The sequence below is a fragment of the Massilia sp. 9I genome, assembly GCF_902506415.1.
Lineage (GTDB): Bacteria > Pseudomonadota > Gammaproteobacteria > Burkholderiales > Burkholderiaceae_D > Telluria.
Genome location: NZ_LR733275.1, coordinates 336,509 through 360,665, shown reverse-complemented (window position 1 = coordinate 360,665; position 24,157 = coordinate 336,509). Strand labels below are relative to the sequence as shown.

The following is a 24,157-nucleotide window of genomic DNA, read 5'->3' as shown; positions in this document are numbered from 1 at the left end:
GTCTTGTCGCCGTTCGTGGAGTAGCGCTGCGATGATGCAGGGCACCCTTCAGTCGCAGCCGGTAAAGGCTCCTCGTCCCATGCCGGCCAAGCCCCATACCTTCTTCGACGACGTCTACGGCATCGCCGTAGGCGTGCTGTTTGTCGCCATGGGCGTCCTGCTGCTGCAGGCGGCCGGGCTGATCACGGGCGGCGTGGCCGGCATCTCGCTGCTGGTGTCCTACCTGTCCGGCTATTCGGTCGGCATGCTGTTCATGCTCATCAACCTGCCGTTCTTCCTGTTCGGCTACCTGTTCATGGGCGCGCGCTTCACCATCAAGTCCCTGGTCGGCAGCATCCTGATCATGGCCATGCTCAAGCTGATGCCGAACGGCCTGGTGATCGGCCACATCCACCCGATGGTGGCGGCGCTCGGCGGCGGCACCTTCTGCGGCATGGGCATCCTGGCCCTGGCGCGCCATGGCGCCGGCGTCGGCGGCACCGGTATCGTCACCTTGTGGCTGCAGAAGAAGTACGGGATCAATGCCGGCCGCACCCAGGTGGCAATCGACGCCGTGATCCTGCTGGCCGCACTCGGCATCGTCTCCCCTGGCCTGGTGGGCTGGTCCTCGCTGAGCGCGATTGCCATGAGCAGCATGGTCATGGCCTGGCATCGCCCCGGCCGTTACTTCGGCAACTGAGCCACCTGCGGCTGGAACCAGCCGTATTCCCACTTCCACGGCATGTCCGTTTCGCCCAGCACGCGGCGCGCCAGTTCGGGATAGATCTTCTCGGCGCGCACGTCGTTGGCCAGCATGACCACGCAGCGCTGGCCGCGCTCCAGGCACAGCACCATGTTACCGGTGCTGTCGTTGTGACCTCCCTTGAACCAGGCCGGCCCGCTGCGGTCGGCGAAGGTGACCACGCCCAGGCCGGCTGCCAGCGACTGCGGCCAGGTGGCCGGGCCGGCGGTGAGGGTCGGGAACTGGCCGCTTGAGGCGATCGGCAGCTGGGCCTTGACCATCATCGCGCGCGACGCCGCGCTCAATCCCTCGCCCCGCACGATGCCGGCCCACAGGCGCGCCTGGTCTTCGATGCTGGTGTCCATCGAGCCGGCGGCGCTCGGGCGGCTGCGCTCGTCGTGCGGCTCCATCGTCCCGTCCAGCATGTAGCCGTCGGCGAGATTGTGGGCGAAGTCGGCGCGCCATTGCATGCTGGTGTTGCGCATCCCGAATCGGTCGAACACGCGGCGCTGCATCTCCGCACCCAGGTCCAGGCCCAGGCCGCGCTCGACGATCAGCTGCAGGATGTAGAAGCCTTCGCCCGAATAGGCGTAGCGCGTGCCCGGATCGAAGTGGAAGCGCAGCTTGCGGTCCGCTTCCAGCCAGCGGAAGTTGGCGAAGCCCGAGGAATGCGTGAGCAGGATGCGCGGCGTCAGCTTGCGCCAGCGCTCGTCCCCGGCCAGGGCCGTGTAGTCCCAGGGTTCACGGTCGAATGCCGGCAGGGGCTTCGGCAGGAGCTTGTCCAGGGACGCGTCGAGGTCGAGCCTTCCTTCGTCCACCAGCTGCAGCAGCATGTAGGCGACAGCAGCTTTGGTCAGCGAAGCGCCGTACATGATGGTCTGCGGCGTGAGCGGCAAGTTGCGTTCGACGTTGCGCCGGCCGTAGGTCTTGACGCTCACCACCTGGCCGCGGTCGATCACGGCCAGCGCCAGGCCCTCGACGTGTTCGCGCTTCATGAGGCGTCTTACCTCGTCGTCCGGGACGGGGGAGGCCGATGGCGGCGCCGCGCCGGCGAATCCGGCGAGCAGGCAGGCGAGCAGGCACAGTGCTGTTTTCATCGACGCGCTCCATGGAGGATTGGCTCCGCCATGGTACACCGCCGCGTGCTCAAAGATGGGGGAATTGCGCGAAGCTGGCCCGGATCCAGTCGACGAACACGCGCACCCGCGGCGACAGCTGGCGGCTTTGCGGGTACAGCACCGAGACCGGCAGCGCGGGCGGCGGGAGCAGCGGCAGGACGATCTCCAGCTGGCCGCTGCGCAGTTCGTCCTCGATGCGGTAGCGCGGCACCTGCACGATGCCGAGGCCCGCGATGGCCGTCGCCGTGTACATGTCGGCGCCGCTCACGCTGACGGCGGCCGGCGGCAGCACCTGCCGTACTTCGCCACCGATGACGAATTCGAGCGGGTAGGGGCGGCCGGTGGCGGACGAGATGTAGTGCACCGCCTGGTGCTGGTCGAGGTCCTCGAGGCTGGCCGGGCGGCCGTGGCGTGCCAGGTAGGCCGGGCTGGCGCAGGTCACCTGGGTCAGCTGCGCCACCTGCTGCGCCACCATCGAGGAATCCTGCAGGTTCCCGACGCGCAGCACGCAGTCGATGCCTTCGCGGACCAGATCGACCAGCCGGTCGCCTTCGCCGATCTGCAGCACGATGTCGGGATAGCGCGCCAGGAAGGCGGGCAGGTTTGGCGCCAGCACCTGCTGCGCCAGCGTCGCCTGCAGGTTCACGCGCAGCAGTCCGGACGGCTCGGCGTGGCTGAAGACGCTCTCCATCTCGGCCAGGTCGGCCAGCAGGCGCACGCAGCGCTCGTAATAGGCCTGGCCATCCAGGGTGGGCGCCACCACGCGCGTAGTGCGCTCGAGCAGGCGCGTGGCCAGGCGCGCTTCCAGGCGCTTGATGGCGTTGGTTACCGTGGCGCGCGGCAGTAGCAGGTCCTCGGCCGCCAGCGTGAAGCTGCGGCGTTCGACGATGCGCGTGAAGATGCGCATCTCCTGGAAGCGGTCCATCTGGGTCGTCATGCACTATTCGTCGCGAAGGAATAATAAGTTCCAGTTTAGCTCATCCATTCCATTTGAATATACAAGCTATTTCCAATGGGATAGGTGGTTTTGTTGCAACGCCACAAATTGGTCAGTTTTGCAACGAATAATGCCATTAGGTATTTATTTCAAAACAGTAAACTAGCTACAATGCTAGGTTACTTATCTGCTTGGTTATGATTCACCCATGAGCGGCTTCTTCGGAAAAATGCGTCTGTCCAGCCTGATGACCCTGGCCGTCTGCGCCACGGTTGCGCTGACGGTCGCGCTGCAACTGGCGCTGGTCAACCATTTCGCCGTGCGCCAGGCGCGCGAAGAAGCCCAGCTGCGCCTGCAGCAGCTGTCCTGGCAGATGCGCGATTCACTGAACCGCGTGATCGAGCAGGCCACCGGCGACACCCGCCTGCTGGCCGAGCTGCCGGCACTGCGCTATGCGCGCGACCCCGCCGAGATGCGCGCGGTGCTGGAAAGCCTGCAGCGCACTTTTCCGGACTATGCCTGGATCGGCATCGCCGATCTCGACGGCAAGGTGACGGCCGCTACGGGCCGCATGCTGGAAGGCGCCAACGTCGCCAAGCGTCCGTGGTTCGCCAGCGGCATGCGCGGCGTGCACGCCACCGATTACCATCCTGCCGTGCTGCTCGAGAAGATGCTGCCGCGCCGGCCCGACCCGTGGCGCTTCGTCGACGCCTCCGGCCCGATCCTCGACGCCGGCGGCAAGCCGGCCGCGGTGCTTGGCCTGCACATGAGCTGGGAGTGGGCGCGCCTGCATGCGCGCAAGCTGCTCACGCCGGCGCTGCGCGAATACGGCGCCGAGATCCTGGTGATCCGCGACGACGGCACCGTCATCCTCGGTCCGGACGGCATGGTCGAGACCAAGGTCGACACCAGCAGCCTGCGCCTGGCGCAGAAGGGCCTGACCGGCTCGATGCGTGAGGTCTGGCCGGATGGCCGCGCCTACCTGACCGGCTACAGCCAGACCGGCGACATGCTCGACCCGGCCTCGCTGCGCTGGAGCGTGCTGGTGCGCCAGACCGAGGACCGGGCGATGGAAGGCACGGTCGACCTGAAGCGCCGCATGCTGGCCTGGAGCGCGCTGCTGGCGCTGCTGCTGGCGGGCGCCGCGGCTGCGATGGCGCGCCACCTGACGCGCCCGATGGCCCAGCTGCGCCGTGCGATCGAGCGCGTCACCGAAGCGACCAACGCCGGCAAGGAGCCGCCGCCGATCCCGCAGGTGGACGGCTTCCTCGAAACGCAAATCCTGTCCAGCACCATGCGCGACCTGGTGAGCAGCGAGACCGCGCACCGGCACGCGCTGCTGGCGCTGAACGAACGCCTCGAGGCGGCGGTGGCCGAGCGCACCGCCGAACTGCAGGCGCTGCTGCTGCGCGACGTGCTCACCGGCCTGCCGAACCGGCGCGCGCTGCTGGAAACCCTGCCCGAGGCGATGAGCCGGGCACGCCGGGTCGGCCGTCCGTGCGCGCTGCTGTTCCTCGACATGGACGGCTTCAAGGCGGTCAACGACAGCCATGGCCACGAGGAGGGCGACGAGCTGCTGCGCCAGTTCGGCGAGCGCCTGGCGCAGGGCGTGCGCAAGACCGACATGGTGGCGCGCCTGGCCGGCGACGAGTTCGTGGTGGTGCTGGAGATGCTGAGCGACGCCGCCCACGCCGAGGACACCGCGCGCAAGCTGCTCGAGCGCCTGAAGGAACCCTTCCTGCTGCGCAGCGCCACGGTGAAGGTGGGCGCCAGCATCGGCGTCGCCCTGCACCGGCCGGAAGACCCGCTCGACGTCGACGCCTGGCTGGCGCGCGCCGACCACGCGATGTACGCGGTCAAGCGCACCGGCAAGAACGGCGTCGCGCTGGCCGCCTCGGTCTGAGGGCAGGCTTGCCGGGCTGCGCGAGCGGCTGCTACCATCGCCGCACCTTCATTTCCTGCCACGGCCCCGCATGTCCGAGATCACCCAACTCATCGCCACGCTCAAGCGCGAACTGAAACAGCAGGGCAAGACCTACCGCGACGTGGCCGAGGCGCTCGACCTGTCCGAACCGAGCGTCAAGCGCTTGTTCGCGACCGAGCAGTTCACGCTCGATCGGCTGGTAGAGATCTGCGGCCTGCTGGGCCTGACCCTGGCCGAGCTGGCGCAGGAGGCGGGGCAGGGCTACCAGCGCCTGCGTACGCTCACACCCGCGCAGGAACGCGAGCTGGTGTCCGACACGCGCCTGCTCTTGGTGACGGTGTGCGCGCTGAACCACTGGACCATGGCGCAGATGCTGCAGGTGTACCGCCTGAGCGAAGCCGAATGCGTGCAGCTGCTGCTGCGCCTGGACCGGCTGGAATTGATCACGCTCCTGCCGGGCAACCGCATCCGCCTGAACGTCGCGCGCGATTTCGACTGGCTGCCGGGCGGGCCGATCCGCCAGTACTTCCGCGAGCAGGGCATGCCCGACTTCATCGACAGCGTCTTCGGCCAGGCCAGCGAGTCGCTCGACTTCGTGCACGGGATGCTGACGGAGAGTGCGCGCGCCAAGCTGCAGGGCGAGCTGCGCCAGCTGCGCGCGCGCTTTGCGCAGCTGCACGAGGAGAGCCTGGCTGCGCCGCTGCCCCAGCGCCGCGGCACGGGGCTGCTGCTGGCGCTCAGGGAGTGGGAGCCGGTGGGGTTTGCGCAGTTGCGTCGGTAGGGTTCACGAGCTAACGCTGCTCGGGCAAACTCCACAGCACAGCACGAGCAGATTAGAGCGCAGCGACCGACTTATTTGATCGCCCCCGTGACCTGATAGCCCCAGGCGTCCAGCTTCTCCTTCTTCCCGCTGACGCCGTACTCCTGCGGCGTCCCCGACAGATTGACGGCCACCGACACCGCATTGCCATCCTTCTCACGCCGGAACGCGAACACCTTGTCGTTGCCGCTCTCCAGCACCCGCATCGTCCCGCCGTACTGCCCGTTCCACAGCGCCGGATTGTCGTGCTTGAGCTTGAGCAGCCAGGCATACATCGCCGCATTGGAATGCTCCTTCCACACGATCGGATCCTTTTCGAAGAACTCGAGCCGCTTGTCCAGGCCCGCCTCCTGGCCGCCATAGATCAGCGGCATGCCCGGCAGCGTGGCCGCCAGCACCGCCATCGCCTTGAACGCCGGGCCGTAGTGCTCGACGTCGCTGCCATGCCAGGAGTTCTCGTCGTGGTTGCTGGTGAAGCGCATGCGGTAGGCGCCCTCGGGATAAGCGACCGGCGGCTTCTCGAACAGCGCCTTCAATGTCCGTGCGTCCGCCTTGCCCTTGGCGATGTCCTTGAACACCCCCAGCGTATCCCAGCCGTAGCTCATGTCGAAGGCGCGCCGGTGCAGTTCGGGCTGCCAGGCCTCGGCCAGCATGAACACCGGCTTGATCCGCTCCAGCTCGGTCCGCGCCTGTTCCCAGAACGCGGTCGGCACCTTGGCCGCAACGTCGCAGCGGAAGCCGTCGATGCCGGTCTCGCGCACCCAGAAGGCCATTGCCTCGGTCATGCCTTTCCACAGGGCCGGCTGCTTCCAGTCCAGGCCGGTGACGTCGGTCCAGTACTCGGGCTCCGGGCCCTCGGTATAGGTCACCGGGAAGATCTCGCCCTTGGCATCCTTCAGGTACCAGTCCTTATGCTGTACGGTCCAGGGATTGTCGAAGGCCGTGTGGTTGGCGACCCAGTCGATGATCACGTGCATACCCAGGCCCTGGGCCTGCTTCACCAGGCGCTTGAAGTCGTCCATGCTGCCGAATTCCGGGTTCACGGCGGTGTAGTCGCGCACCGCGTAGTAGCTGCCGAGCGTGCCCTTGCGGTTCTTCACCCCGATTGGCTGCACCGGCATCAGCCACAGGATGTCCACGCCCATCTTGCGCAGCCGCGGCAGGTGTTTCGCGAAGGCATTGAATGTCCCTTCCTTCGTGTACTGGCGAATATTGACTTCGTAGATGTTCGCGCTGCGCGTCCAGGCCGCATGGGCCATGGGCGTCGCAGGGGCTTGTTGAGCAAAGGTCGGCAGGGAAGTGATGGCGGCAGATATTGCCAGGGCAAGAATAGGCAGCGCGCGGACAACAGATGGCATGGGGTCTCCCGGAGTTTGTGAAAGCCTCTTGTGTCCACTCATTCTACGGTGTAGAACCATAAGCAGGCCGGAAAGTTCGGCTCACCCGGATGCCTTGCTCCATTTCGATATTTGTATGCACGGCTGCTGTTTTATGTGAAGTAATAGACAGATCAGCTCGCCGAAGCAGGGAATGATGGCATCAAAGAGGGAATGACGCCATGAAGATCTCACTCGTCGCATGTGCCCTGCTCGGAGCGAGCGCGGCTTGCGCCTCGGCCGAGAACGCGACCGCCCCCGATGGGGGCGCCGTTGCCGGGGCAGTAAAGGAAGCCTGCACCAAAGGGTGCCCGGCGCCGTCTGGAGAAGCCAGCGGCAAGGGCGCGCCCGGCCGTGGCGGCGATGCGCCAGCCATTTTCACGCTGGAAACCGCGCACGAAGCGGAGCAGCGCCGTTCCGCCGAAACCCACGCGCTCACCGTGGGCCGCCAGTACAACCTGGAATTCCTGGCCCTGAGCGACGTCGGCGACCCCTTCCACGGCGGCCTGGCCGGCAGCGGCACCGGTGCCCTCGAAGTGCGCCGCGCCAGCGACAGCGTCACCTACCAGAGTGAATATAACGGTTTTACCGCCGGCTCTTCCTGGGGCAAGGGCGACATCGATGGTTCGCCATCGGGCCGCGCCTGGGGCATGTCGGTCGGCTTCAACCTGGGCCCGCTGACGATTCGCGCGGCGCACCAGAACCGCAACGTGGTCAAGATCACCCGCATCAACCCGGTCGACGTCAGCATGGCGGCCAAGAATTCCATCGTCGCCGCCAACATGCGCTTCAACTGGGGCACGGCCTACGCCGCCTACAGCGCCAGCCGCGGCTGGGGCAGCTCGCCGCTGTTCAATCCGGACAATCCCTACGGCGCCGGCATCACCTCGATTCCGTCCACCGACAGCCGCGACGTGCTGGCCGGGGTGGCGGTGCCGATCACGCGCGCGACCACGCTGCTGGCGTCCTACATCCGCAAGAACGATCGCGACCCGGCCGACCGCGACGCGCGCCAGATTGCGGTTGGCGCCACCTACGCGGTCTCGCGCAAGCTCGACTTTTACGCCGCCTACTCGCACATCCGGCACCAGAGCGGTATCCAGAATGCCAACGTGCGCACGGGCGGCGGCGGCGCGATCAATCTGGGCATGCGGCACGCGTTCTAAGCCGTGCGCTGCGACGCAGACTTGCAAAAAACGTTAGCCTGTCTCCATGACTCAATTACCATCAGGAGGCAGTATGACAGGCGCAAGCACACTTGATCCGGACAACTTCCCGGAAGGTCCAGACCGTAGTCTCGGCAAGGGACACGGCATCGATTCCCTCGGCCCGAGCGACATTTCCGACACCGGTAGCGACGTGGTCGGCGGCCCCGGCTTTGCCGAAGCGCTCGATCCGGACCAGACCCTCGACTTCGACCACGGCACCACTTCGGACATGGAACAAAGCCATGCCGGCGGCACCGCCGGTCCCGACGTCGGCGACGCCAACTTCTCGGGTGACAGCGACCTGGGCGGCACCGGCGAGCGCGCCGCAGCCGGGCGCGACAATGTGTCCAGGGACGGCGCCGACATCGACACCGATCAAATCGTGTCCATCCCCGACCTGCCGCTGACCGAGGAGGACACCGATTTCTTAACGACTAAACCGCCGCGAGAGGCTGAAGGCGGCTAACAGCGCGCCGCCTGCCACCAGGGCGGTGGTCACGGGCGACGAGCGCAGGCTGGTTTTCGTATACAGGCTGCGCTCGTGCACGGTCTGCGGCATGCCCTGGCGCTGGCGCAGCTCGGTCGCCGGATCGGGCTTGTAGAGCGCGTCGCGGCGGTTCGGCGCCGTCGGGCGCTCCGATTTCTGCTGCTTGAACATGCTGGCGTTCATGTAGCGGTCGAACAGGGCCGGCATCAGCTTGGAACCGGCCGCAATCATTTTCGAGGCGCCGCCCGCATACGCGTCGCGCTTCGGATGTTCGGCGCAGTACAGGATGGCGTCGGCCACCACTTCCGGCGCGTAGATCGGCGGCGGCAGGGCGGGTTCGCGGTCCATGTAATTGCGTGCATGTACCGCGAACATGGTGTCGATCGCCGCCGGGCGCACCAGGGTCACCTGCAAGGGCGCTCCCTCCTTTTCCAGTTCCATGCGCAGCGCCTCGGTGAAGCCCTTCACCGCGTGCTTCGAGGACGCGTACATGCCCTGCATCGGGATCGAGCGTTCCGACACTTCGCTGCCGACGTTGATGATGGCGCCGCCGCGGTGCTTCATGCGGCGCACCGCTTCCAGCGAACCGTTGACGGTGCCCCAGAAGTTGGTCTGGAACAGGCGATGGTGGTCTTCCGGCTTCACTTCTTCCAGGCGGCCGTACACCGAGATGCCGGCATTGTTGACCCAGGTATCGATGCGGCCGAAGCGCGAGATCGCCTTGTCGCCGATCTTCTCGACGTCCGCGATGTCGCCGACGTCGGCGGCCACGGTCTCGACCATGACGCCCTTGCTGCGCATCTCGTCGGCCAATTCGTCGAGCGCATCCTTGCTGCGCGCGGCCAGCACGAGGCGGGCGCCGCGCGCGGCGGCCATGCGGGCGGTGGTCAGGCCGATGCCGCTAGTGGCGCCGGTGATGACCATGACCTGGTCGTGAAGTTTCCGGAGTCTGATTGCCATGACGTGATCCTTTTCAGATGGGTGAAGAGGCTTGGTCCGCGGCGTCCGGCCGCAGGACAGGCCAGGTTGATGAACGGCCACCATCCTAGCCCGGCTGGCGGATTCGGTGTTTTCGCTTGCCTTTGGGATATTTCGTCTTGCTAAGACAGCAGGCGCGCCTTACGCTGTCGCCCATGAGCGTCTATTCCATCTCCTCGACTCCCGAACCCTTGCACATCGTCTGCCCGCGCGCGCGGCAGCCGATGGCCATCGTCCTGTCCTGCGCGGCTCTCTCGGTGCTGGCGCTGGCGGCGTTCAAACTGCTGAATGACCCGGAACGTTTTTCCTGGTTCAAGGTGTGGGTGCTGGTCCTGATGGCGACCGCCTGCGTTGCGCTGATTGTCCGCAATCTGTTCGTGCGCGACGAGCTGTTGCTGTACCGGGACGGCGCCCCAGAGTGGGCGCTCGGGGAGGAAGACATGCTGGTGCTGGCGGCCGCCAGCGTGCGTTCGGTGCGCGTCGGTCCAGAGCCAGGACCGTATTCGGCCGACGGCAAGTATGCCGCGCTCGGGATGGGGCAGGGATTGATTGAGATCGAGACCACCGGAGGCTGCTATCGCTTCGGCGCCGGGCTCGACGTCGATGCCTGCCTCGTTACGGCCAGGCAGATCGCCACCTACTGCGGCCTGCACGAAGCCGGTCCGCAGTGGAAGGCGGCCTGAAAGAAAAACGGGCGCCGTGTGAGGGCGCCCGTTTCTTGGCTTGGTACTGCTACGCGGCTTACTTGCCCGGCTGGTAGATCTGGTCGAACAGGCCGCCGTCGGCGAAGTGCGCCTTCTGCGCCTGGGTCCAGCCACCAAGTTCCGTGATCGGGAACAGCTTCACGTTCGGGAACTGCGAGGCATACTTCTTGGCGAACTTGTCCACGGCCGGACGGTAGTAGTTCTTGGCGACGATGTCCTGGCCTTCATCGGTGTACAGGAACTCGAGGTAAGCCTGGGCCACCTTGCGGGTGCCCTTCTTGTCGACGTTCTTGTCGACCACGGCCACCGGCGGTTCGGCCAGGATGCTGATCGACGGGGCCACGATTTCGAACTTGTCCGGGCCCAGCTCGCGCAGCGCCAGCAGGGCTTCGTTTTCCCAGGCCAGCAGCACGTCGCCGATGCCGCGCTCGACGAAGGTGGTGGTGGCGCCGCGGGCGCCGGAATCGAGCACCGGCACGTTCTTGTACAGTTTGCCCAGGAAATCCTTGGCGGTGGCCGGCGAACCGCCCGGCTGGCGCAGGGCGTAGCCGTAGGCGGCCAGGTGGTTCCAGCGGGCGCCGCCCGAGGTCTTCGGATTCGGGGTGATGACCGACACGCCTGGCTTGATCAGGTCGTTCCAGTCGCGGATCTGTTTCGGGTTGCCCTTGCGGACCAGGAACACGATGGTCGAGGTGTAGGGCGCGCTGCGGTAGGCCAGGCGCTTCTCCCAGCCGGGCGCGATCAAACCTTTTTCGCTGATAGCATCGATGTCGTAGGCCAGCGCGAGCGTGACCACGTCGGCCGAGAGGCCATCGATGACGGCGCGCGCCTGCTTGCCCGAGCCGCCGTGCGACTGCTTGACGGTGACGGTGTCGCCGGTCTTGGCCTTCCACTGGCGGGCGAAGGCGGCGTCGATGTCCTGGTAGAGCTCACGGGTCGGGTCGTAGGACACGTTGAGCAGGGTAACATCCGCTGCGGAAGCAGTCTGGCCGAACAGCGGTGCCAGCAGCGTCAGGGCGGCCAGCGAGTGCAGGAAGGTTTTGCGAAGCATGTTGTTCTTTCAGGGGGCATTTTGGAGCCTTCAGCTTAAGGCTCAGTTCCCCCTGAAGGAACGAATTAAATCGCTTAACAATATGCGCTTTTTTAATGAGCCTTGGACAGGATCAGCAGCCAGCGCTTGAACAGCAGGACTTCCAGGTGACCCGGCTCGATGCCGGTATCGCACTCGATGATTGGGTTGACTGCATAGAAACGCTTGCGGAAGTCACGGGTGATCAGGACTTCGCGACGGCCGATGCGGACCATAAAAGGGACAGGTGCATATTCCAGGCCGAAGGAGCTGTTCAGAGTGGTCATGGTTGTTTCCTCTTATTAAATTCGTTGAAGTGAGTAAAGAATATCACAACCACTGTATAAATCTACAGTTACTGTGCGGATGTACAGTAAATTTTTATTTTCGTGGTTTTTTCGCCAATTGGCCTTATATCAAGCCCGAGCCCTGAAACCACCGAGCCAGGCATGACCGAGAACTTCCTTCCCCGACTCCATCGCTTTGCCGCCGCCCGCTTTTCCCCTGAAGGGGAGTACGGCCTGTACCTGACCGCCGGCGTGGCCATGCTGCTGGTTGCCATGGCCGTGTTCGCCCAGATGGCTGGCGCGGTCGTCGCCGGCGCCCCGATCACCCAGCTCGACGTGGAAGTGGCCAACTGGCTGCACGCCCATGCACGTACCGATAACCTGCTGCGCCAGGTGCTGCTGGTGGTCACGCACGTGCATAGCACCCCAGGGATTCTCATCCTGGCCCTGTGCGTCGGGATCTGGCTGTACCGCAAGAGCCACCGCTACTGGATCGTGGCCCTGGTCGCTAGCGTGCCAGGCGGGCAGATCCTGAACGTGTTGCTGAAGCACACCTTCGAGCGTGCGCGGCCGCATTTCGCCGAGCCGCTACTGGAGCTGAGTACCTATAGCTTCCCCAGCGGCCACGCGATGGGGGCCACCGTGCTGTACGGTTTTATTGCCTGCTATGCGGCGCGCCATGCCAGGTCGTTGGCGGGCAGGGTACTGCCTTTCGTGCTCGCCTTGGCCATGGTGGCGACGGTCGCGTTCTCGAGGATGTATCTTGGAGTCCATTATCTGTCCGACGTGCTGGCGGCGTTTGCCGAAGGCTGCGGCTGGCTGGCGATTTGCATCACCGGCGCCGCCACCCTCAACCGGCGCAAGCGGGCGCGCGAGCGGCGCGCCAGTGCAGCCGTCGAGCAGCAAGACATCTGATAAGGAAAAAAGGATGCGCACACTCGTACACCTGTCGGACCTGCATTTCGGTCGCGTCGACCACGGCCTGCTCGCGCCGCTGCGCACGCTGATCGAGCGCATCGACCCCGACGTGCTGGTGGTCTCGGGCGACCTGACCCAGCGCGCCAAGCCGGAACAGTTCGAAGAGGCGCGCGCCTACCTCGACACCTTGCCGGGCCCGCAGATCATCGTGCCGGGCAACCACGACATCTCGCTATACAACGTATTCCGCCGCTTCGTGAAGCCGCTCGAACGCTACAAGCGCTACATCACGGACGACCTCGACCCGGTCTACATCGACGACGAGATCGCGGTTGTCGGCGTCAATACCGCGCGCTCGTTCACCATCAAGGACGGCAAGGTGAGCCGCGACCAGCTGGAGGTGGTGCGCCAGCAATTGGCCAAGGTGCCGGCCGAGGTCACCCGCATCGTGGTGGCCCACCATCCCTTCGACCTGCCGGACCATTTCGAAGAGCGCGACCTGGTCAACCGGGCGCCGCGCGCCATGCAGGCTTTCTCGGAATGCGGGGTCGACATCCTGATGGGCGGGCACATGCATGCCAGCCACGCCGGCAGCACGGCGGCGCGCTACCAGCTGAGCGAATACGCGGCGCTGGTGGTGCAGGCCGGCACCGCAACCTCGACCCGCGGGCGCGGCGAGGTGAATTCCTTCAATGTGCTGCGGGTGGATAGTCAGATGGTCGAGATCGACCGCTACGGCTGGGACGTGGTGCACGGGCACTTTGAACTGGTCGATACCGACAAGTTCCTGCGCACCGGGAATGTCTGGACGCCGCATAACGATGGCCTGATGGCAGCCGGACTTTAAACAGATCGCTTTACCGTAGGGTGGGCGGCTATGCCGCCCACGCGTTCAAGTCACGGTGCTGCAGCCTGCGCGGCAATTCCATAGCTGGTTGAACGCGTGGGCAGGAAACCTGCCCACCCTACGAAAATCAGATCCAATACTCGGCCAGGCGTCCCATGAACTCGCGGATCCGGTCCTTCCACGGCCGGTGCTTCCACTGCTCCAGCGTGATCTCTTTCGAGCTGCGCAGGTCTTCATTGAAGGCCGCCTCCATGTCCTGCCCGAAGGCCGGGTCCAGCACCACCACGTTCAGCTCGTAGTTGTGGATGAAGCTGCGGCGGTCGATGTTGGCCGAGCCGATGGTCGACCAGATGCCGTCGATCACCGCGGTCTTGGCGTGCAGCACCGCCACCTGCAGCTGGTAGATCTTGACGCCGCCGCCCAGGAGCTGGTCATAGAAGGCCTGGCCGGCGTACTTGATCAGGTCGTGGTCCGACACCCCAGGCAGCACCAGCTTGACGTCCACGCCGCGCTTGGCCGCCGCGATCAGGGAGTCGACGATCTGCTGGTCCGGTACGAAATAGGCCGAGGTGATGTGGATCGATTTCTTGGCCTCGTTCATGGCCACCATCAGCGACTTGTAGATCTCGGAATCGCGGTCCGGCGAGGTGGCCAGCACGCGCAGCACCTTGTCGCCGGCGGGCGCAAGGCGCGGGAAGTATTCGGCGGGCGGCAGTTCGCCGGCCTCCTGGTGCACCCAGTTGTTGACGAAGGCGTACTGCAGCGCCGCCACCGCCGGGCCTTCGATGCGGATGTGGGTATCGCGCCAGCCGACCTGCTCGCTGTCCACCGTCTCCGGCTTCTTACGCGAGCGGAACAGCGAGCTGTTGGCATAGGTCTCGCTGATGTTGATGCCGCCGGTGAAGCCGATCTTGCCGTCGACCACCATGATCTTGCGGTGGTCGCGATTGTTCAGCTGCCAGTTGCCGGGCCGCTTGGTCGGGTCCACCGGGTTAAAGATCATCACGCTGACGCCCGCCGCGCGCATGCGATCGAAGAATTCCTTGGGCGTGGCCAGGGTGCCGACGGCGTCGGCGATGATGTTCACCACCACGCCCTGGCGCCGTTTTTCCATCAGCAGTTCGGCGAACTGCAGGCCGATCGGGTCGCGGTCGAAGATGTACGTTTCGAGATTGATCGAAGTCTTGGCCTCGCGCACCGCCGCCATCATTTCGCGCATGGTGGCCGGGCCGTCGAACAGCAGGGTCACCTTGTTGCCGGGGATGAGGGGTGCGCCGGTCGCCTGTTCTTCCAGTACCGCCAGCTGCTTGAGGTCGGGCGAGGCATTCGCCCAGCGCTTGGCCAGCAGCTGCGAAGCCTGCTTCGTTCCCAGCATGCCGCGCGGCGTGGCCACCGTCGGCACCGCCTTGGACGGGCTGTCGGGCAGGGTCTCGGCGTCGGGCAGGCTCTTGCAGGAGGCAATCACGCCGACTAAGGCCAGGCATGCCAGGAAAGTGCTCAAGCGCTTCTTATTCATTTCGTGTCCCTCATGATGATGAGTTCACTGCTTGGGGTGGTGGCCTTGGGGCCGAGGAAGAATTCGACAGGCGCGCTGATGAAGCGGCGGCCCAGGGCCTGCAGCAACAGGATGCCGCGCTTGAAGCGGATCTTGCGGGCGCGCATCGCGACCCACAGCGCCAGCCCGAAACTGACCAGGAGGTTGACGGTGCCGATCAGCGCCACGCCGGCGGCGGCAGTGCCGATCTGGCGCCAAGAGAGTGCATAGTCGAGCCCGACCAGGGCGGTGGCGTAGTTGGCGGTCGAGAAAGTGACGTGGCGGATGTCGAGCGGCAGGCCGAGCAGGAAACCGACGAAGCCGGTCATGCCCAGCATCAGGCCGAAGAAGAAGTTACCCATCAGGCTGCCGAGGTTGTCCTCGATGTAGCCGGCGAAGCGGTCCAGGCGCGCCGCGCCCAACCAGCGGCGCAGGCCGCGCAGCTGGCGCACGCGCTGGCCCATGCGGGTATACAGGGCCTTGTTGTCGTAGTAGCCGGAGATCAGGCCGGCCACGAACAGCCAGACCCCGGCGATGGCCGCGTAGAACAGGGCGGGGCCGTGGAAGGGATCGATGTCGGCCAGCAGGTGGTGCGCCTTGAGGGGACTGACCATGTGGCTGCCGTTGAGCAGCTGATAGCCGACGGCGATCAGCCAGGCCACCGGGAAGGCCAGCACCACGTTGCCGAGCACGGCCACGATCTGGGTGCGGAACACTTTCGTGACGAGCACCGCCAGGCTGTCGACGTCGAGTCCGCGGCCGTTGTCCGCCTTTTGCAGCGAGGCGGCAATGTGCTGGGCGGTCATGGCCGGCTGCTTGGTCGCCACCGTGAAGTGCAGGACATAGATCAGGATGAAGCCCAGCGAGTAGTTCATGCTGAACAGAAAAGCTTCGACCAGCGGCGCCGTGTGCAGGTAGCCCAGCATGATCTTGAACATCGCCATGAAACCGACGATGAAGCCGGCGCCGGAGGCGGCCACGAACATGTGGCGCAGCTCGCGCCGGGTCTCGGCAATGTAATGTTCGCCGGTGCGGCTGGCGTTCTCGGTGACGTTACGCGCCAGCAGGTCGACGTTGTCGCGCAGCAGGCCGCGGACGCGGTACTTGGTGTTGTGGGCTTCGATCAGTTCCTCGGCCAGCGCGATCGCGGCCAGGCGGCGGTCGCTGGCCACCAGGCCGCCCGGGCTCGCCACCGAGCTGGCGACCGCTTCCAGGTCGACCGTCGGCGCGCTCGGCAGGTCGCCGCTGACGTCGACCAGGTAGAGCAGCTTGTGCAGGCGGTCGATGCTTTGCTGCAGGGCCACCAGCAAATAGGTAAGGGCGACGCTGGTGCCGTTCGACTGCGCGCTGCGGCGGATCTTGGCCACCACCTCGCCGCACTGGTCGAGCATCACCAGGAGGTGGCGCGCGTCTTCCGGCTGCTCGAGCTTGCCGTCGAGGTAGCGGCCGTATTCGTCGAGGTAGCGGTTGACCTCGATGTTCTGCATCAGGAAGGGCGAATCGAAATCCTCGATCTCGCTGTAGCTGTGCACCAGGCGCGGCTCCAGGCCGAGGGCGCAGATGCGGCAGGACAGGGTGCGGATTGCATCCAGCAGACCCATCAGGGTGACGTAGCGCGCCCGGTCCGGCGTCGCGTCGGTCGGTGGGGGCGCATCAGCGATGACGTCGAACAGTTCCATCCAGTCGGCGGTGGGCACCATCCAGATCCACTCGTAGTCTTCCTCGTCGTACAGCACCTGGTCGAGCGCGTCCGATAAGTACAGGTCGTTCAGCGCCGGCGGCAGGAAGCGGTAGGTGATGCGGCGCTTGAGTTCGGTGACAAAGCCGTCGTTGGACAGGATGCCGATGTCGCTGTACAGGCTGGTGTGGCGGCGGCGCTCCAGCATGGTCGTGATGTAGCGCCGCAGCGCCCAGGCCTGGGCAGGATTGCCCTTGAGTAGCTGGGTGAGGGTGCGCACGGCCTGCGCCGGATCGTCCGCCTGTTGCCAGACCCAGCGGTTACGCGGGCGCAGGCAATCGACCAGGTCGACCAGCAGGTCGATGCGGTCGCTGTCGGGATCGATCCGTTCGAGAATGTGGAGCATGTACGGTGTTGACACTGGAAAGCTACAGTGTACGCGAGGCATCGCGGCCGTATGGTTCGCCACCGAACAATGAACCAGCTGAAAGCGGTACACTGACGGGCTGTATCAACGGAAGAGAGGCAAGTATGTACCTGACTTATTTCAAGGGCGAATGGACTGAAGGCAATGTGCCGCTGTATGGCGCAATGGACCACAGCCTGTGGCTGGGTTCCTCGGTGTTCGACGGCGCGCGCGCGATGCGCGGCAAGCTGCCCGACCTGCGCCCGCACCTGGAGCGCGTGATTGCCTCCGCCGAGAAGCTGGGCCTGCGCTGCCCGCTGAGTGTGGATGAAATGGAAGCGCTGGTACGCGAAGGCGTGGCCAAGTTCCCGGCTGATGCCGAGCTCTACATCCGCCCGCTGGTGTTCGGCACCGAGGGTTTCCTGATTCCGGTGGCCGAGGCCAGCCAGTTCGCCCTGACCCTGTTCGATGCGCCGCTGCCGCCTTTCGCCGGTTTTTCAAGCTGCCTGTCGACCCTGCGCCGCCCCCAGGCCAGCATGGCGCCGACCGACGCCAAGGCCTCGGCTCTGTACGCCAACTCGACCCGCGCCATGCGCGAGGCCAAGGCGCGCGGCTTCGACCAGGCGATCATGCTCGATGCCGATGGCAACGTGGCCGAATTCGCGTCCTCGAACCTGTTCATCGTGGCGCAGGATGGCGCCGTGGTGACGCCCAAGCTGAACGGCACCTTCCTGGCCGGGATCACCCGCGCGCGCGTGATCGCGCTCTTGGGGTCGGAAGGCGTGCATGTGGAAGAGCGCAGCGTGGCTCCGGAAGAGCTGTTGGCGGCGCGCGAGATCTTCAGTACCGGCAACTATGGCAAGGTCACGCCATGCACGCGCTATGAAGACCGCACGCTGGAGGCGGGGCCGGTCGCCCGTCGTGCGCGCGAGCTCTATCTCGCCTTCACCGAGACCACGTAATCGGTAAGGTGGGCGGCTTTGCCGCCCACGTTACGATAATTCGTCCTTCAGGAACTGCAGCAGTATCACCGTCTTGGCATCCACGATGCCGCCGTTCTTCACCTGCTTCCACGCTTCGTCGACGTCCATCTCCAGGACTTCGATGTCCTCACCTTCTTCTTCCTTGCCGCCGCCTTCTCCCCGGCGGTCACGCTCCCCGTATTCGCCCAAAAAACAGTGCACCGATTCCGTCAGGGAGGAGGGGTTGGGATAAAACTCGATCATCTTGCGCAGCCCATGTCCGCGAAAACCCGTTTCCTCGCACAGCTCCGCGCGCACCCGTTCGCCCGGATCGGCATCGTCCAGCATCCCGGCCGGGACCTCGATCATGTAGCCGTCGTGGCCCGCCAGATGCGCGCCGATGCGGAACTGGCGCGTCAGTAAGACCGTGTGTTTCGACGGGTTGTAGAGCAGCACCGCCGCCCCGCCGGCATTGGCGTAGACCTCGCGCGTCTGCTGCTGCCATTCGCCACTGCTGCGGCGCTGTTCGTAGATGACTTTTTTCAGTTCGGCGTAGTCGTTGGACAGCGTGTGCTGGTGCTGGATGCGGATCGTGTCGTCGTGATGCATGTAGAAGCTCCCAATGCGGTTGACGACGACTATAGCCGTGGGGCGTAAAAAAAGCCGCCCGGTTTGCACCGGGCGGCTTCGTTCAAGCTAAGAGTCCGATTAGAACTTGTAGCTTGCGCTCAGGCGGAAGTAACGGCCCATTGCGTTGTGCAGCTGGGTGTTGAAGCCTTCGGTCGGGTAACGCGGATCGTACGGCGCCGCGGTATCGAACAGGTTCTTGATGTTGCCCGACAGGGTCCAGTTCTTGAAGGCGGTGTAGGTATAGGCGACGTTGAAGGTGGTCCACTCAGGAATCGAGCAATCGCTCACCCAGTTGCTGAACTTCGGCAGGCCGCCCGGAGCGGTCTTGCCGTCCGCCAGGGTGCCGTAGTGGCAGTACGGAGTCGCGTAGGTGACCCAGTTGTCGGTACGACGCAGCAGCGAGACCGGCGACACGAAGTCGACCGAGCCGGTGAGCGAGTGCGGGCCCTTCGACCAGTTGCTCGACAGGCTGGCGCGGTGACGCGGGATGTCGCCCACGGTGGTCGCCCAGTCCGAGTAGCCACCGGCGGAGCCGACGATGTTCGCTTCACGCTCGCCCGGACGCTCCGAACGCTTAAAGGTCAGCGCGTAGGACCAGTCCAGCTTGGTGGTCAGGCGGCCGTTGTCGCCCAGGTTCAGGCGATGCGCCACTTCGAAGTCCAGGCCCGAGGTCTCGGTTGCGCCCTGGTTCACGTAGTAGCGGTTGACCGCGGTCAGCGGGCCGGTGCCCGGGATCGGACGGCCAGCGGCGTCGATCAGCAGGTTGGCGGTGCTGTTGTCACGCACGGCCAGGCCTGGGTACAGGTCCGGGTGGTCCACCACGTAACCGGCCGGCAGCAGCGCGGTTTCGTCTTCCTTGCGGATGCGGTAGTAGTCGATCAGGATGTCCAGGTTCTTGGTCGGGGCGATGATCGCGCCGAACGAGAAGCTCTTCGAGGTTTCCGGCTTCAGGTCCGGGTTGGCCTTCGACATCGACGAGATACGGCGCGAGCAGTCGGCCGAGGTGCCGCCGAGTGCCGGGTTCTGGCCGTCAGGGCAACGGATGGTGTCGGTGACGGTCGAGAACGACTGGACGCCGCCCTGGGCGATCTGCGACAGGGCCGGAGCGCGGAAGCCTTCGGCGTACGACGAGCGGAAGGTCAGCTTGTCGTTGACGATGAACTTGGCGCCGACTTTCGGGACGAAGCTCGATTCGGTCGGGTACTTGTCGTAGCGGCCGGCGAAGTCCATCTCGAAGTTCTTGGTGAACGGGGTGCGCAGTTCGACGAAGGCCGATTTCACCACGCGGCTGCCGTCGACCAGCGAGTTCGCCAGGCCGATGATGTTGCCGACCTGGGTCTCGTAGTCCGGGGTCAGCGACAGCTTTTCCTGGCGGATTTCGCCACCGAAGGCCAGGCCGATGTCACCGCCGGCCAGCTGGCCGATCGTGGTCGATGCCTTGGCGTCGAACTGGGCAACCTGGGCGTAGCCCTTGTTGATCACGTTGCGCGCCACGCTCGGGTCGGCCGCGGTCTGCGCCAGGGTGCGGTTTTCGCTGACGATGCGGTCGATGGTCGGGCGGTACAGCATGCCCTTCATGGTCTCGGTACGCTCGCTGCGGTTCAGCAGCACGGCGGTTTCCCAGTCAAACTGGCCGCTGGTGCCTTTCAGGCCGGCCAGGATGCGGCCCGAGGTGTTGACGTTCTTCGAACCGCCGTCGATGCCGCTGAAGCGGTAGGCCAGGGCGGCGCGCGAGTTGGCCCATGGGTTGTCCGGGTGGCCGGCCGGCAGGATCAGCTGGTAGTCGCTGGCGGTGCCGTTGGCGCGGAACACGGTGGTCGGCGAGGTGGTGCTCAGGGTCGACGAGTTGCCGGTGTATTCACGCTCGGTGCGGGTGACGCCGGCCTCGAGGAAGGCGGTGACGTCCGGGGTGAGCTGGTAGGTCAGCTTGCCCAGCACGTTGGCGTCGTTGCCCTTGGACTGCGCTTCCTGGTTGCTCCAGGTGTCGTAGTTGCAGAATGTACGGCCGTTCAGCAGCGAGGTCGCGGTCAGGTTGTGACGGTCGCGGTTGCCCGTGATCTGCTGCGACGGGTCGCAGCCGAGGCGGTTGATGATGTCCGCGCCGTTGGCCAGGGTGGTGGCGAAGTTGCGCGCGCCGGCGGTGCGTTCACGGAAGAAGAACGGCTGGTCGGACACGTAGCTGCCGTATTCGTTCAGGCGCGCGTTGATGTCGGCGTACATGTGCTGCTTGACGTCGCGGGCATCGCGGATGCCGGTTCGGTCGCGCGAGGACAGGTCGAAGGTCAGGAAGGCGTTGTAGCGGTCTTCCTGCAGGTCGCCGAAGCCGAACACGCCTGCGACGCTCCGACGAGCGAACTCGAGGTTGTCGTTGGCGCTGGTCGAGGCGGTGAATTCCGCGCCCTGGTAGTTGGTCTTGGTGATGAAGTTGATCACGCCGGCGATCGCGTCCGAGCCGTACACGGCCGAAGCGCCATCCTTGAAGATCTCGACGCGTTCGATGGCCGAGACCGGGATCGTGTTCAGGTCATACACTGCCGACTTTCCCTGGTTCGGGTCGGCGTAGGCCGAGGCGGTGATGCGGCGACCGTTCAACAGGACCAGGGTCGACGAGGAACCGAGGCCGCGCAGCGAGGCGGTCGAGGCGCCTTTCGAGAAGCTGCCGTCGGTGATGTCGTTCGAGGTGCCCGAGCCGAAGGCCGGGATCGAATGCAGCAGTTCCGACACGGTGTTGGCGCCGGTGGCGGCGATCTGCTTGGCATTGATGGTGGCGACCGGCGAAGAGCCTTCCTTGTCGGCGCGCTTGATGTTCGAACCGGTCACGAACACTTTCTGGACCGGGGCTTCTGCGGCTTGCTGGGCAAACGCGGCGCCAGAAGCGAGGGCTACGGCGACAGCGATGACGCTGCGCTTTACTACGAGTTGCTGCTGCTTAGACAAAATATCTCCGAAACTCTGAAACACAACCGCGACCGCGGACGGCGCGGCGTCTGACTCTAGTTGATGACATCTTCGGCAATGTGAATATTCACCGAAGGGCAACATCAGAGCATTTCGGACAGACAAAAGTCAAATCTGTTTGGTAATTTGTTTGTTAATTGCCACAGCCATGAGCGCGGCTCATGGGAGATGCTGGTGCGCCTTATGGATTAGTTCGCGATGCATAAGAAATACTTATTCATAGATAAAGAAAAAGGGCCGGCGAGGCCGGCCCTTATCTAGACAGCAGCGTGAATATTCACGCCATGCTCAACCCTGCGCGCGCTCCGCGACGTAGATTTCGACGCGGCGGTTGCGGGCGCGGCTGGATGCGTCGGCGTTCGAGGCAATCGGTTCGCGCTCACCACGGCCTTCGATGGTGATGCGGTTCGGGTTCACGCCGCGGCCCGCCAGGTAGTCGCGGGTGCGGGCCGCGCGGTCGACCGACAGCGGCTGGTTGATGTCCGGGGTACCGGTGCTGTCGGTGTGGCCGATGATGGTCACGGTAGTGGCCGGGTTTTCCTGCAGCGTGCTGGCGAAGCGGTCGAGCACCGGCTGGAAGTTCGACTTGATGTCGGAACGGCCGGTGTCGAACGAGACGTCGCTCGGGATCTCGAGCTTGAGGCGGTTGTCGGAGGTCTGGCTGACCTGCACGCCGGTGCCGCGGGTGGCCTGTTCCATCTGCTGCTTCTGTGCTTCCATGCGCTTGGACCAGATGTTGCCGGCCACTGCGCCGAGGGCGCCGCCGATTGCCGCACCGCGCGCGGCGCGGCCGCCGCCGCCGCCGCTGGTGGAGGCGCCGATGATCGCGCCCAGGCCGGCGCCGATGCCCGCGCCCTGGGCGGTGCCGCGCTGGGTCGGGCTCATGTCGGCGCAGCCGGTGGCGGTGAGGGCCACGAGGGAAGCGGCGATGACGGATTTGGTCAGTTTGGTATGCATGGTGGTCTCCTTAACAAAAAATCCGCTTCGCAATCACGCCGTCAGGGCAGGACTGCGAAACGGATTGGGTACTGCAACAACGAATTCAAACGTTCTAACCGCTAACAACTATATGCCTCGTCCACTGATCAGGCGCACCAGGATCATGATCACGGCAACGACCAGCAGGATATGGATGAAGCCGCCGATGGTGTACGAAGTCACCAGGCCCAGCAGCCACAGAACGATCAGAATGACGGCGATTGTATATAGCATGATGTTGCTCCTTTACTGGAATTTCCGCGCTCTAGCGTCGTGATTCCAGTATGCCAATGCGTATTGCTGGCCTCTGTACGATGGCGTACTTATTGACAAAAAAATCAGGCCGCGCCCTTGTCCGCGCGCAGGCCGGGGATCCAGCCCATGAAGCCGAGCAGCCCGGTCACGCCGATCAGGCAGGTCACGAGGCCGCCCGCCACCAGGAATACCACGTCCTGCGGCTGCAGGCCGCCCGCGCTCGTTTCGCCCGGCGGATGCGCCGACAGCAGGCCGAAACCCGCCACGATCACGCCCCAGACGATGATGCCGATCCATGCCATGCTATTCATGATGCTTCCCCCTTGGTGGTTGTTTTGTGCACCGCGCGCTTCATAGCGTGGATCCATTGTCGGGTTAGCTCATCCATTGGTCCGTGCGCTGCCGCACATTGCCCAGCAGAAAATTATTCTGGCGAAATAAAAGCCGGGATGCTTGTGCATTCCCGGCTTTTAGCGGCAAGTGATTGATTTACGCGACCGAACGCAGGCGACCCTTGACGATGCGGACACGGTCGCCACTGCGCCATGCCGGCGCGCTGCTCTGGCGGAAGGTACGCAGGGTGCCGTCGTCGAGGCGCACGCGGATCTCGTAGCTGGTGGTGGCTTTCATATTGCCTTCGACCTGGTTGCCGACCACCGCGCCGCCGATCGCGCCGGCCGCGGTGGCGATGGTGCGGCCGGTGCCGCCGCCGATCTGGTTGCCCAGCAGGCCGCCGATCACGGCGCCGCCGGCGGCGCCCAGGCCGCTGCCCTGTGCGCGCTGCTTGATGGCGCGGACCGATTCCACGTTGCCGCAGTTCGAGCACCAGTTGCGGCCGTTGTCGGCGGCGGCCACCTGGACCGCTTTTCTGGCCGGCTTGCTCACCGGCTCTTCATACACGGTTGCCGGCGCGGTTGCCGCGGCGGCCGCGACTGCCGGGGCAGGGGCGTAGGCGGCGGCCGGTGCATAGTTCTGGACCGGGACCGCCGGCGCGGCGCTGGTGGCAGGCTGGACGTAGCCCGGGGCCAGCTGTTGGGACGGCACTGCGCCGACCACGCCAGGCGCCGGCTGCGCTGCGCCCTCCGGCAGGGACGAGGCCAGCGCCAGGCGCTCGGCGTCGCTCAGCTGGCGTTCGCTGTTGCCACCCACGGAGTTCGGAATCCAGCCCAGGATGGCGGCAGTACCCACCAGGCAGAACAGCAGGACCGCGAGCGCGGCCAGGATCATCAGCGGGTGCATGCGTCCGCGCACGGACGGGTTGGGTGAGGTATTCATAATGCGTCCTCTCAAGAGTGTTGGCCCGGTAACAAAGACGGGCGGCCTGTTCATTGAATGATTGTCCCCAGGAACAACAAGCGGTTC

At 65.1% G+C, this 24,157-nt stretch carries 23 protein-coding genes; 9 read left to right on the top strand and 14 right to left on the bottom strand.

Annotation, left to right across the window (positions count from 1 at the left end):
- Positions 1-79: 79 nt before the first annotated feature.
- On the top strand, positions 80-679 hold the full coding sequence (locus GV068_RS01675) for a YitT family protein (RefSeq protein ID WP_229463592.1): 600 nt from the start codon (positions 80-82) through the stop codon (positions 677-679).
- Here GV068_RS01675 and GV068_RS01670 read toward each other — a convergent pair.
- Together GV068_RS01670 and GV068_RS01665 are read right to left on the bottom strand one after the other, a co-directional pair.
- Positions 664-1,818 carry a serine hydrolase gene (locus GV068_RS01670; RefSeq protein WP_159695699.1) on the bottom strand — a complete coding sequence of 385 codons (1,155 nt, stop codon included), beginning with the start codon at positions 1,816-1,818 and terminating at the stop codon, positions 664-666. The genes GV068_RS01675 and GV068_RS01670 overlap by 16 nt on opposite strands.
- A gap of 49 nt (positions 1,819-1,867) precedes the next feature.
- Positions 1,868-2,764, bottom strand: a complete 897-nt coding sequence (locus tag GV068_RS01665; RefSeq protein WP_159704442.1) for a LysR family transcriptional regulator — start codon at positions 2,762-2,764, stop codon at positions 1,868-1,870.
- A 220-nt stretch (positions 2,765-2,984) separates the two neighbouring features.
- On the opposite strand from GV068_RS01665, the gene GV068_RS01660 reads away from it, so the two are divergent.
- Both GV068_RS01660 and GV068_RS01655 read left to right on the top strand, forming a co-directional pair.
- Positions 2,985-4,679: a sensor domain-containing diguanylate cyclase gene (locus GV068_RS01660; RefSeq protein ID WP_159695698.1), complete on the top strand. Its 1,695-nt coding sequence runs from the start codon at positions 2,985-2,987 to the stop codon at positions 4,677-4,679.
- A gap of 70 nt (positions 4,680-4,749) precedes the next feature.
- Positions 4,750-5,481 carry a helix-turn-helix transcriptional regulator gene (locus GV068_RS01655; protein ID WP_159695697.1) on the top strand — a complete coding sequence of 244 codons (732 nt, stop codon included), beginning with the start codon at positions 4,750-4,752 and terminating at the stop codon, positions 5,479-5,481.
- Between the two features lie 71 nt (positions 5,482-5,552).
- On the opposite strand, the gene GV068_RS01650 is transcribed toward GV068_RS01655, so the two are convergent.
- A complete protein-coding gene (locus GV068_RS01650) occupies positions 5,553-6,878 on the bottom strand; it encodes an alpha-amylase family glycosyl hydrolase (protein ID WP_159695696.1) in 1,326 nt (441 codons plus the stop codon).
- Between the two features lie 200 nt (positions 6,879-7,078).
- On the opposite strand from GV068_RS01650, the gene GV068_RS01645 reads away from it, so the two are divergent.
- Positions 7,079-8,062, top strand: a complete 984-nt coding sequence (locus GV068_RS01645; RefSeq protein ID WP_159695695.1) for a porin — start codon at positions 7,079-7,081, stop codon at positions 8,060-8,062.
- A gap of 73 nt (positions 8,063-8,135) precedes the next feature.
- Positions 8,136-8,570, top strand: coding sequence for a hypothetical protein (locus GV068_RS01640; protein WP_159695694.1), 435 nt, complete (start codon positions 8,136-8,138; stop codon positions 8,568-8,570).
- Here the strand turns inward: GV068_RS01640 and GV068_RS01635 are convergent.
- Positions 8,532-9,551: an SDR family oxidoreductase gene (locus GV068_RS01635; RefSeq protein WP_159695693.1), complete on the bottom strand. Its 1,020-nt coding sequence runs from the start codon at positions 9,549-9,551 to the stop codon at positions 8,532-8,534. The genes GV068_RS01640 and GV068_RS01635 overlap by 39 nt on opposite strands.
- 173 nt (positions 9,552-9,724) lie before the next feature.
- On the opposite strand from GV068_RS01635, the gene GV068_RS01630 reads away from it, so the two are divergent.
- Entirely contained in the window at positions 9,725-10,252 is a 528-nt protein-coding gene (locus GV068_RS01630; RefSeq protein WP_159695692.1) for a hypothetical protein, read from the top strand.
- Between the two features lie 58 nt (positions 10,253-10,310).
- Here the strand turns inward: GV068_RS01630 and GV068_RS01625 are convergent, their stop codons facing one another.
- A complete protein-coding gene (locus GV068_RS01625; RefSeq protein WP_159695691.1) occupies positions 10,311-11,324 on the bottom strand; it encodes a sulfate ABC transporter substrate-binding protein in 1,014 nt (337 codons plus the stop codon).
- A 92-nt stretch (positions 11,325-11,416) separates the two neighbouring features.
- Positions 11,417-11,629 (bottom strand): hypothetical protein, encoded by a 213-nt coding sequence (locus tag GV068_RS01620; RefSeq protein ID WP_159695690.1) that lies wholly within the window; start codon positions 11,627-11,629, stop codon positions 11,417-11,419.
- Positions 11,630-11,791: 162 nt separating this feature from the next.
- On the opposite strand from GV068_RS01620, the gene GV068_RS01615 reads away from it, so the two are divergent.
- Together GV068_RS01615 and GV068_RS01610 are read left to right on the top strand one after the other, a co-directional pair.
- On the top strand, positions 11,792-12,544 hold the full coding sequence (locus GV068_RS01615; protein WP_159695689.1) for a phosphatase PAP2 family protein: 753 nt from the start codon (positions 11,792-11,794) through the stop codon (positions 12,542-12,544).
- Positions 12,545-12,557: 13 nt separating this feature from the next.
- Entirely contained in the window at positions 12,558-13,394 is an 837-nt protein-coding gene (locus tag GV068_RS01610) for a metallophosphoesterase (protein ID WP_159695688.1), read from the top strand.
- Positions 13,395-13,521: 127 nt separating this feature from the next.
- Here GV068_RS01610 and cls read toward each other — a convergent pair whose 3' ends face one another.
- On the bottom strand, positions 13,522-14,910 hold the full coding sequence (gene cls, locus GV068_RS01605) for a cardiolipin synthase (protein ID WP_159695687.1): 1,389 nt from the start codon (positions 14,908-14,910) through the stop codon (positions 13,522-13,524).
- Complete coding sequence (locus tag GV068_RS01600; RefSeq protein ID WP_159695686.1) at positions 14,907-17,012, bottom strand: site-specific recombinase; 2,106 nt, start codon at positions 17,010-17,012, stop codon at positions 14,907-14,909. Before GV068_RS01600 ends, cls begins: the two co-directional genes overlap by 4 nt.
- Before the next feature lie 125 nt (positions 17,013-17,137).
- Here GV068_RS01600 and GV068_RS01595 point away from each other — a divergent pair, with 125 nt between their 5' ends.
- The gene (locus GV068_RS01595) at positions 17,138-17,974 is read left to right on the top strand and encodes a branched-chain amino acid aminotransferase (protein ID WP_159695685.1); all 837 of its coding nucleotides are present in this window, start codon (positions 17,138-17,140) and stop codon (positions 17,972-17,974) included.
- 30 nt (positions 17,975-18,004) lie between these two features.
- Here GV068_RS01595 and GV068_RS01590 read toward each other — a convergent pair whose 3' ends face one another.
- The 6 genes from GV068_RS01590 to GV068_RS01565 form a co-directional block, all read right to left on the bottom strand.
- Complete coding sequence (locus tag GV068_RS01590; RefSeq protein ID WP_159695684.1) at positions 18,005-18,583, bottom strand: NUDIX domain-containing protein; 579 nt, start codon at positions 18,581-18,583, stop codon at positions 18,005-18,007.
- 99 nt (positions 18,584-18,682) lie between these two features.
- Positions 18,683-21,541: a TonB-dependent receptor gene (locus GV068_RS01585; protein WP_159695683.1), complete on the bottom strand. Its 2,859-nt coding sequence runs from the start codon at positions 21,539-21,541 to the stop codon at positions 18,683-18,685.
- Between the two features lie 309 nt (positions 21,542-21,850).
- Positions 21,851-22,519: an OmpA family protein gene (locus tag GV068_RS01580; RefSeq protein ID WP_159695682.1), complete on the bottom strand. Its 669-nt coding sequence runs from the start codon at positions 22,517-22,519 to the stop codon at positions 21,851-21,853.
- 108 nt (positions 22,520-22,627) lie between these two features.
- Positions 22,628-22,774 carry a lmo0937 family membrane protein gene (locus tag GV068_RS01575; protein ID WP_020652694.1) on the bottom strand — a complete coding sequence of 49 codons (147 nt, stop codon included), beginning with the start codon at positions 22,772-22,774 and terminating at the stop codon, positions 22,628-22,630.
- 104 nt (positions 22,775-22,878) lie between these two features.
- Complete coding sequence (locus GV068_RS01570) at positions 22,879-23,106, bottom strand: hypothetical protein (RefSeq protein WP_159695681.1); 228 nt, start codon at positions 23,104-23,106, stop codon at positions 22,879-22,881.
- Between the two features lie 178 nt (positions 23,107-23,284).
- Positions 23,285-24,070 carry a glycine zipper 2TM domain-containing protein gene (locus GV068_RS01565; protein ID WP_201303229.1) on the bottom strand — a complete coding sequence of 262 codons (786 nt, stop codon included), beginning with the start codon at positions 24,068-24,070 and terminating at the stop codon, positions 23,285-23,287.
- Positions 24,071-24,157 lie beyond the last annotated feature (87 nt).

Excerpts from the sequence above, each read along its gene's own strand:
- GV068_RS01655 (WP_159695697.1), top strand. The coding sequence starts at position 4,750 with ATGTCCGAGATCACCCAACTCATCGCCACGCTCAAGCGCGAACTGAAA.
- GV068_RS01645 (WP_159695695.1), top strand. The coding sequence starts at position 7,079 with ATGAAGATCTCACTCGTCGCATGTGCCCTGCTCGGAGCGAGCGCGGCT.
- GV068_RS01580 (WP_159695682.1), bottom strand. The coding sequence starts at position 22,519 with ATGCATACCAAACTGACCAAATCCGTCATCGCCGCTTCCCTCGTGGCC.
- GV068_RS01590 (WP_159695684.1), bottom strand. The coding sequence starts at position 18,583 with ATGCATCACGACGACACGATCCGCATCCAGCACCAGCACACGCTGTCC.
- GV068_RS01665 (WP_159704442.1), bottom strand. The coding sequence starts at position 2,764 with ATGGACCGCTTCCAGGAGATGCGCATCTTCACGCGCATCGTCGAACGC.
- GV068_RS01620 (WP_159695690.1), bottom strand. The coding sequence starts at position 11,629 with ATGACCACTCTGAACAGCTCCTTCGGCCTGGAATATGCACCTGTCCCT.
- GV068_RS01625 (WP_159695691.1), bottom strand. The coding sequence starts at position 11,324 with ATGCTTCGCAAAACCTTCCTGCACTCGCTGGCCGCCCTGACGCTGCTG.
- GV068_RS01635 (WP_159695693.1), bottom strand. The coding sequence starts at position 9,551 with ATGGCAATCAGACTCCGGAAACTTCACGACCAGGTCATGGTCATCACC.
- GV068_RS01600 (WP_159695686.1), bottom strand. The coding sequence starts at position 17,012 with ATGCTCCACATTCTCGAACGGATCGATCCCGACAGCGACCGCATCGAC.
- GV068_RS01615 (WP_159695689.1), top strand. The coding sequence starts at position 11,792 with ATGACCGAGAACTTCCTTCCCCGACTCCATCGCTTTGCCGCCGCCCGC.
- GV068_RS01575 (WP_020652694.1), bottom strand. The coding sequence starts at position 22,774 with ATGCTATATACAATCGCCGTCATTCTGATCGTTCTGTGGCTGCTGGGC.
- GV068_RS01565 (WP_201303229.1), bottom strand. The coding sequence starts at position 24,070 with ATGAATACCTCACCCAACCCGTCCGTGCGCGGACGCATGCACCCGCTG.
- GV068_RS01660 (WP_159695698.1), top strand. The coding sequence starts at position 2,985 with ATGAGCGGCTTCTTCGGAAAAATGCGTCTGTCCAGCCTGATGACCCTG.
- GV068_RS01595 (WP_159695685.1), top strand. The coding sequence starts at position 17,138 with ATGTACCTGACTTATTTCAAGGGCGAATGGACTGAAGGCAATGTGCCG.
- GV068_RS01670 (WP_159695699.1), bottom strand. The coding sequence starts at position 1,818 with ATGAAAACAGCACTGTGCCTGCTCGCCTGCCTGCTCGCCGGATTCGCC.
- GV068_RS01650 (WP_159695696.1), bottom strand. The coding sequence starts at position 6,878 with ATGCCATCTGTTGTCCGCGCGCTGCCTATTCTTGCCCTGGCAATATCT.
- GV068_RS01610 (WP_159695688.1), top strand. The coding sequence starts at position 12,558 with ATGCGCACACTCGTACACCTGTCGGACCTGCATTTCGGTCGCGTCGAC.
- GV068_RS01675 (WP_229463592.1), top strand. The coding sequence starts at position 80 with ATGCCGGCCAAGCCCCATACCTTCTTCGACGACGTCTACGGCATCGCC.
- GV068_RS01640 (WP_159695694.1), top strand. The coding sequence starts at position 8,136 with ATGACAGGCGCAAGCACACTTGATCCGGACAACTTCCCGGAAGGTCCA.
- GV068_RS01570 (WP_159695681.1), bottom strand. The coding sequence starts at position 23,106 with ATGAATAGCATGGCATGGATCGGCATCATCGTCTGGGGCGTGATCGTG.
- cls (WP_159695687.1), bottom strand. The coding sequence starts at position 14,910 with ATGAATAAGAAGCGCTTGAGCACTTTCCTGGCATGCCTGGCCTTAGTC.
- GV068_RS01630 (WP_159695692.1), top strand. The coding sequence starts at position 9,725 with ATGAGCGTCTATTCCATCTCCTCGACTCCCGAACCCTTGCACATCGTC.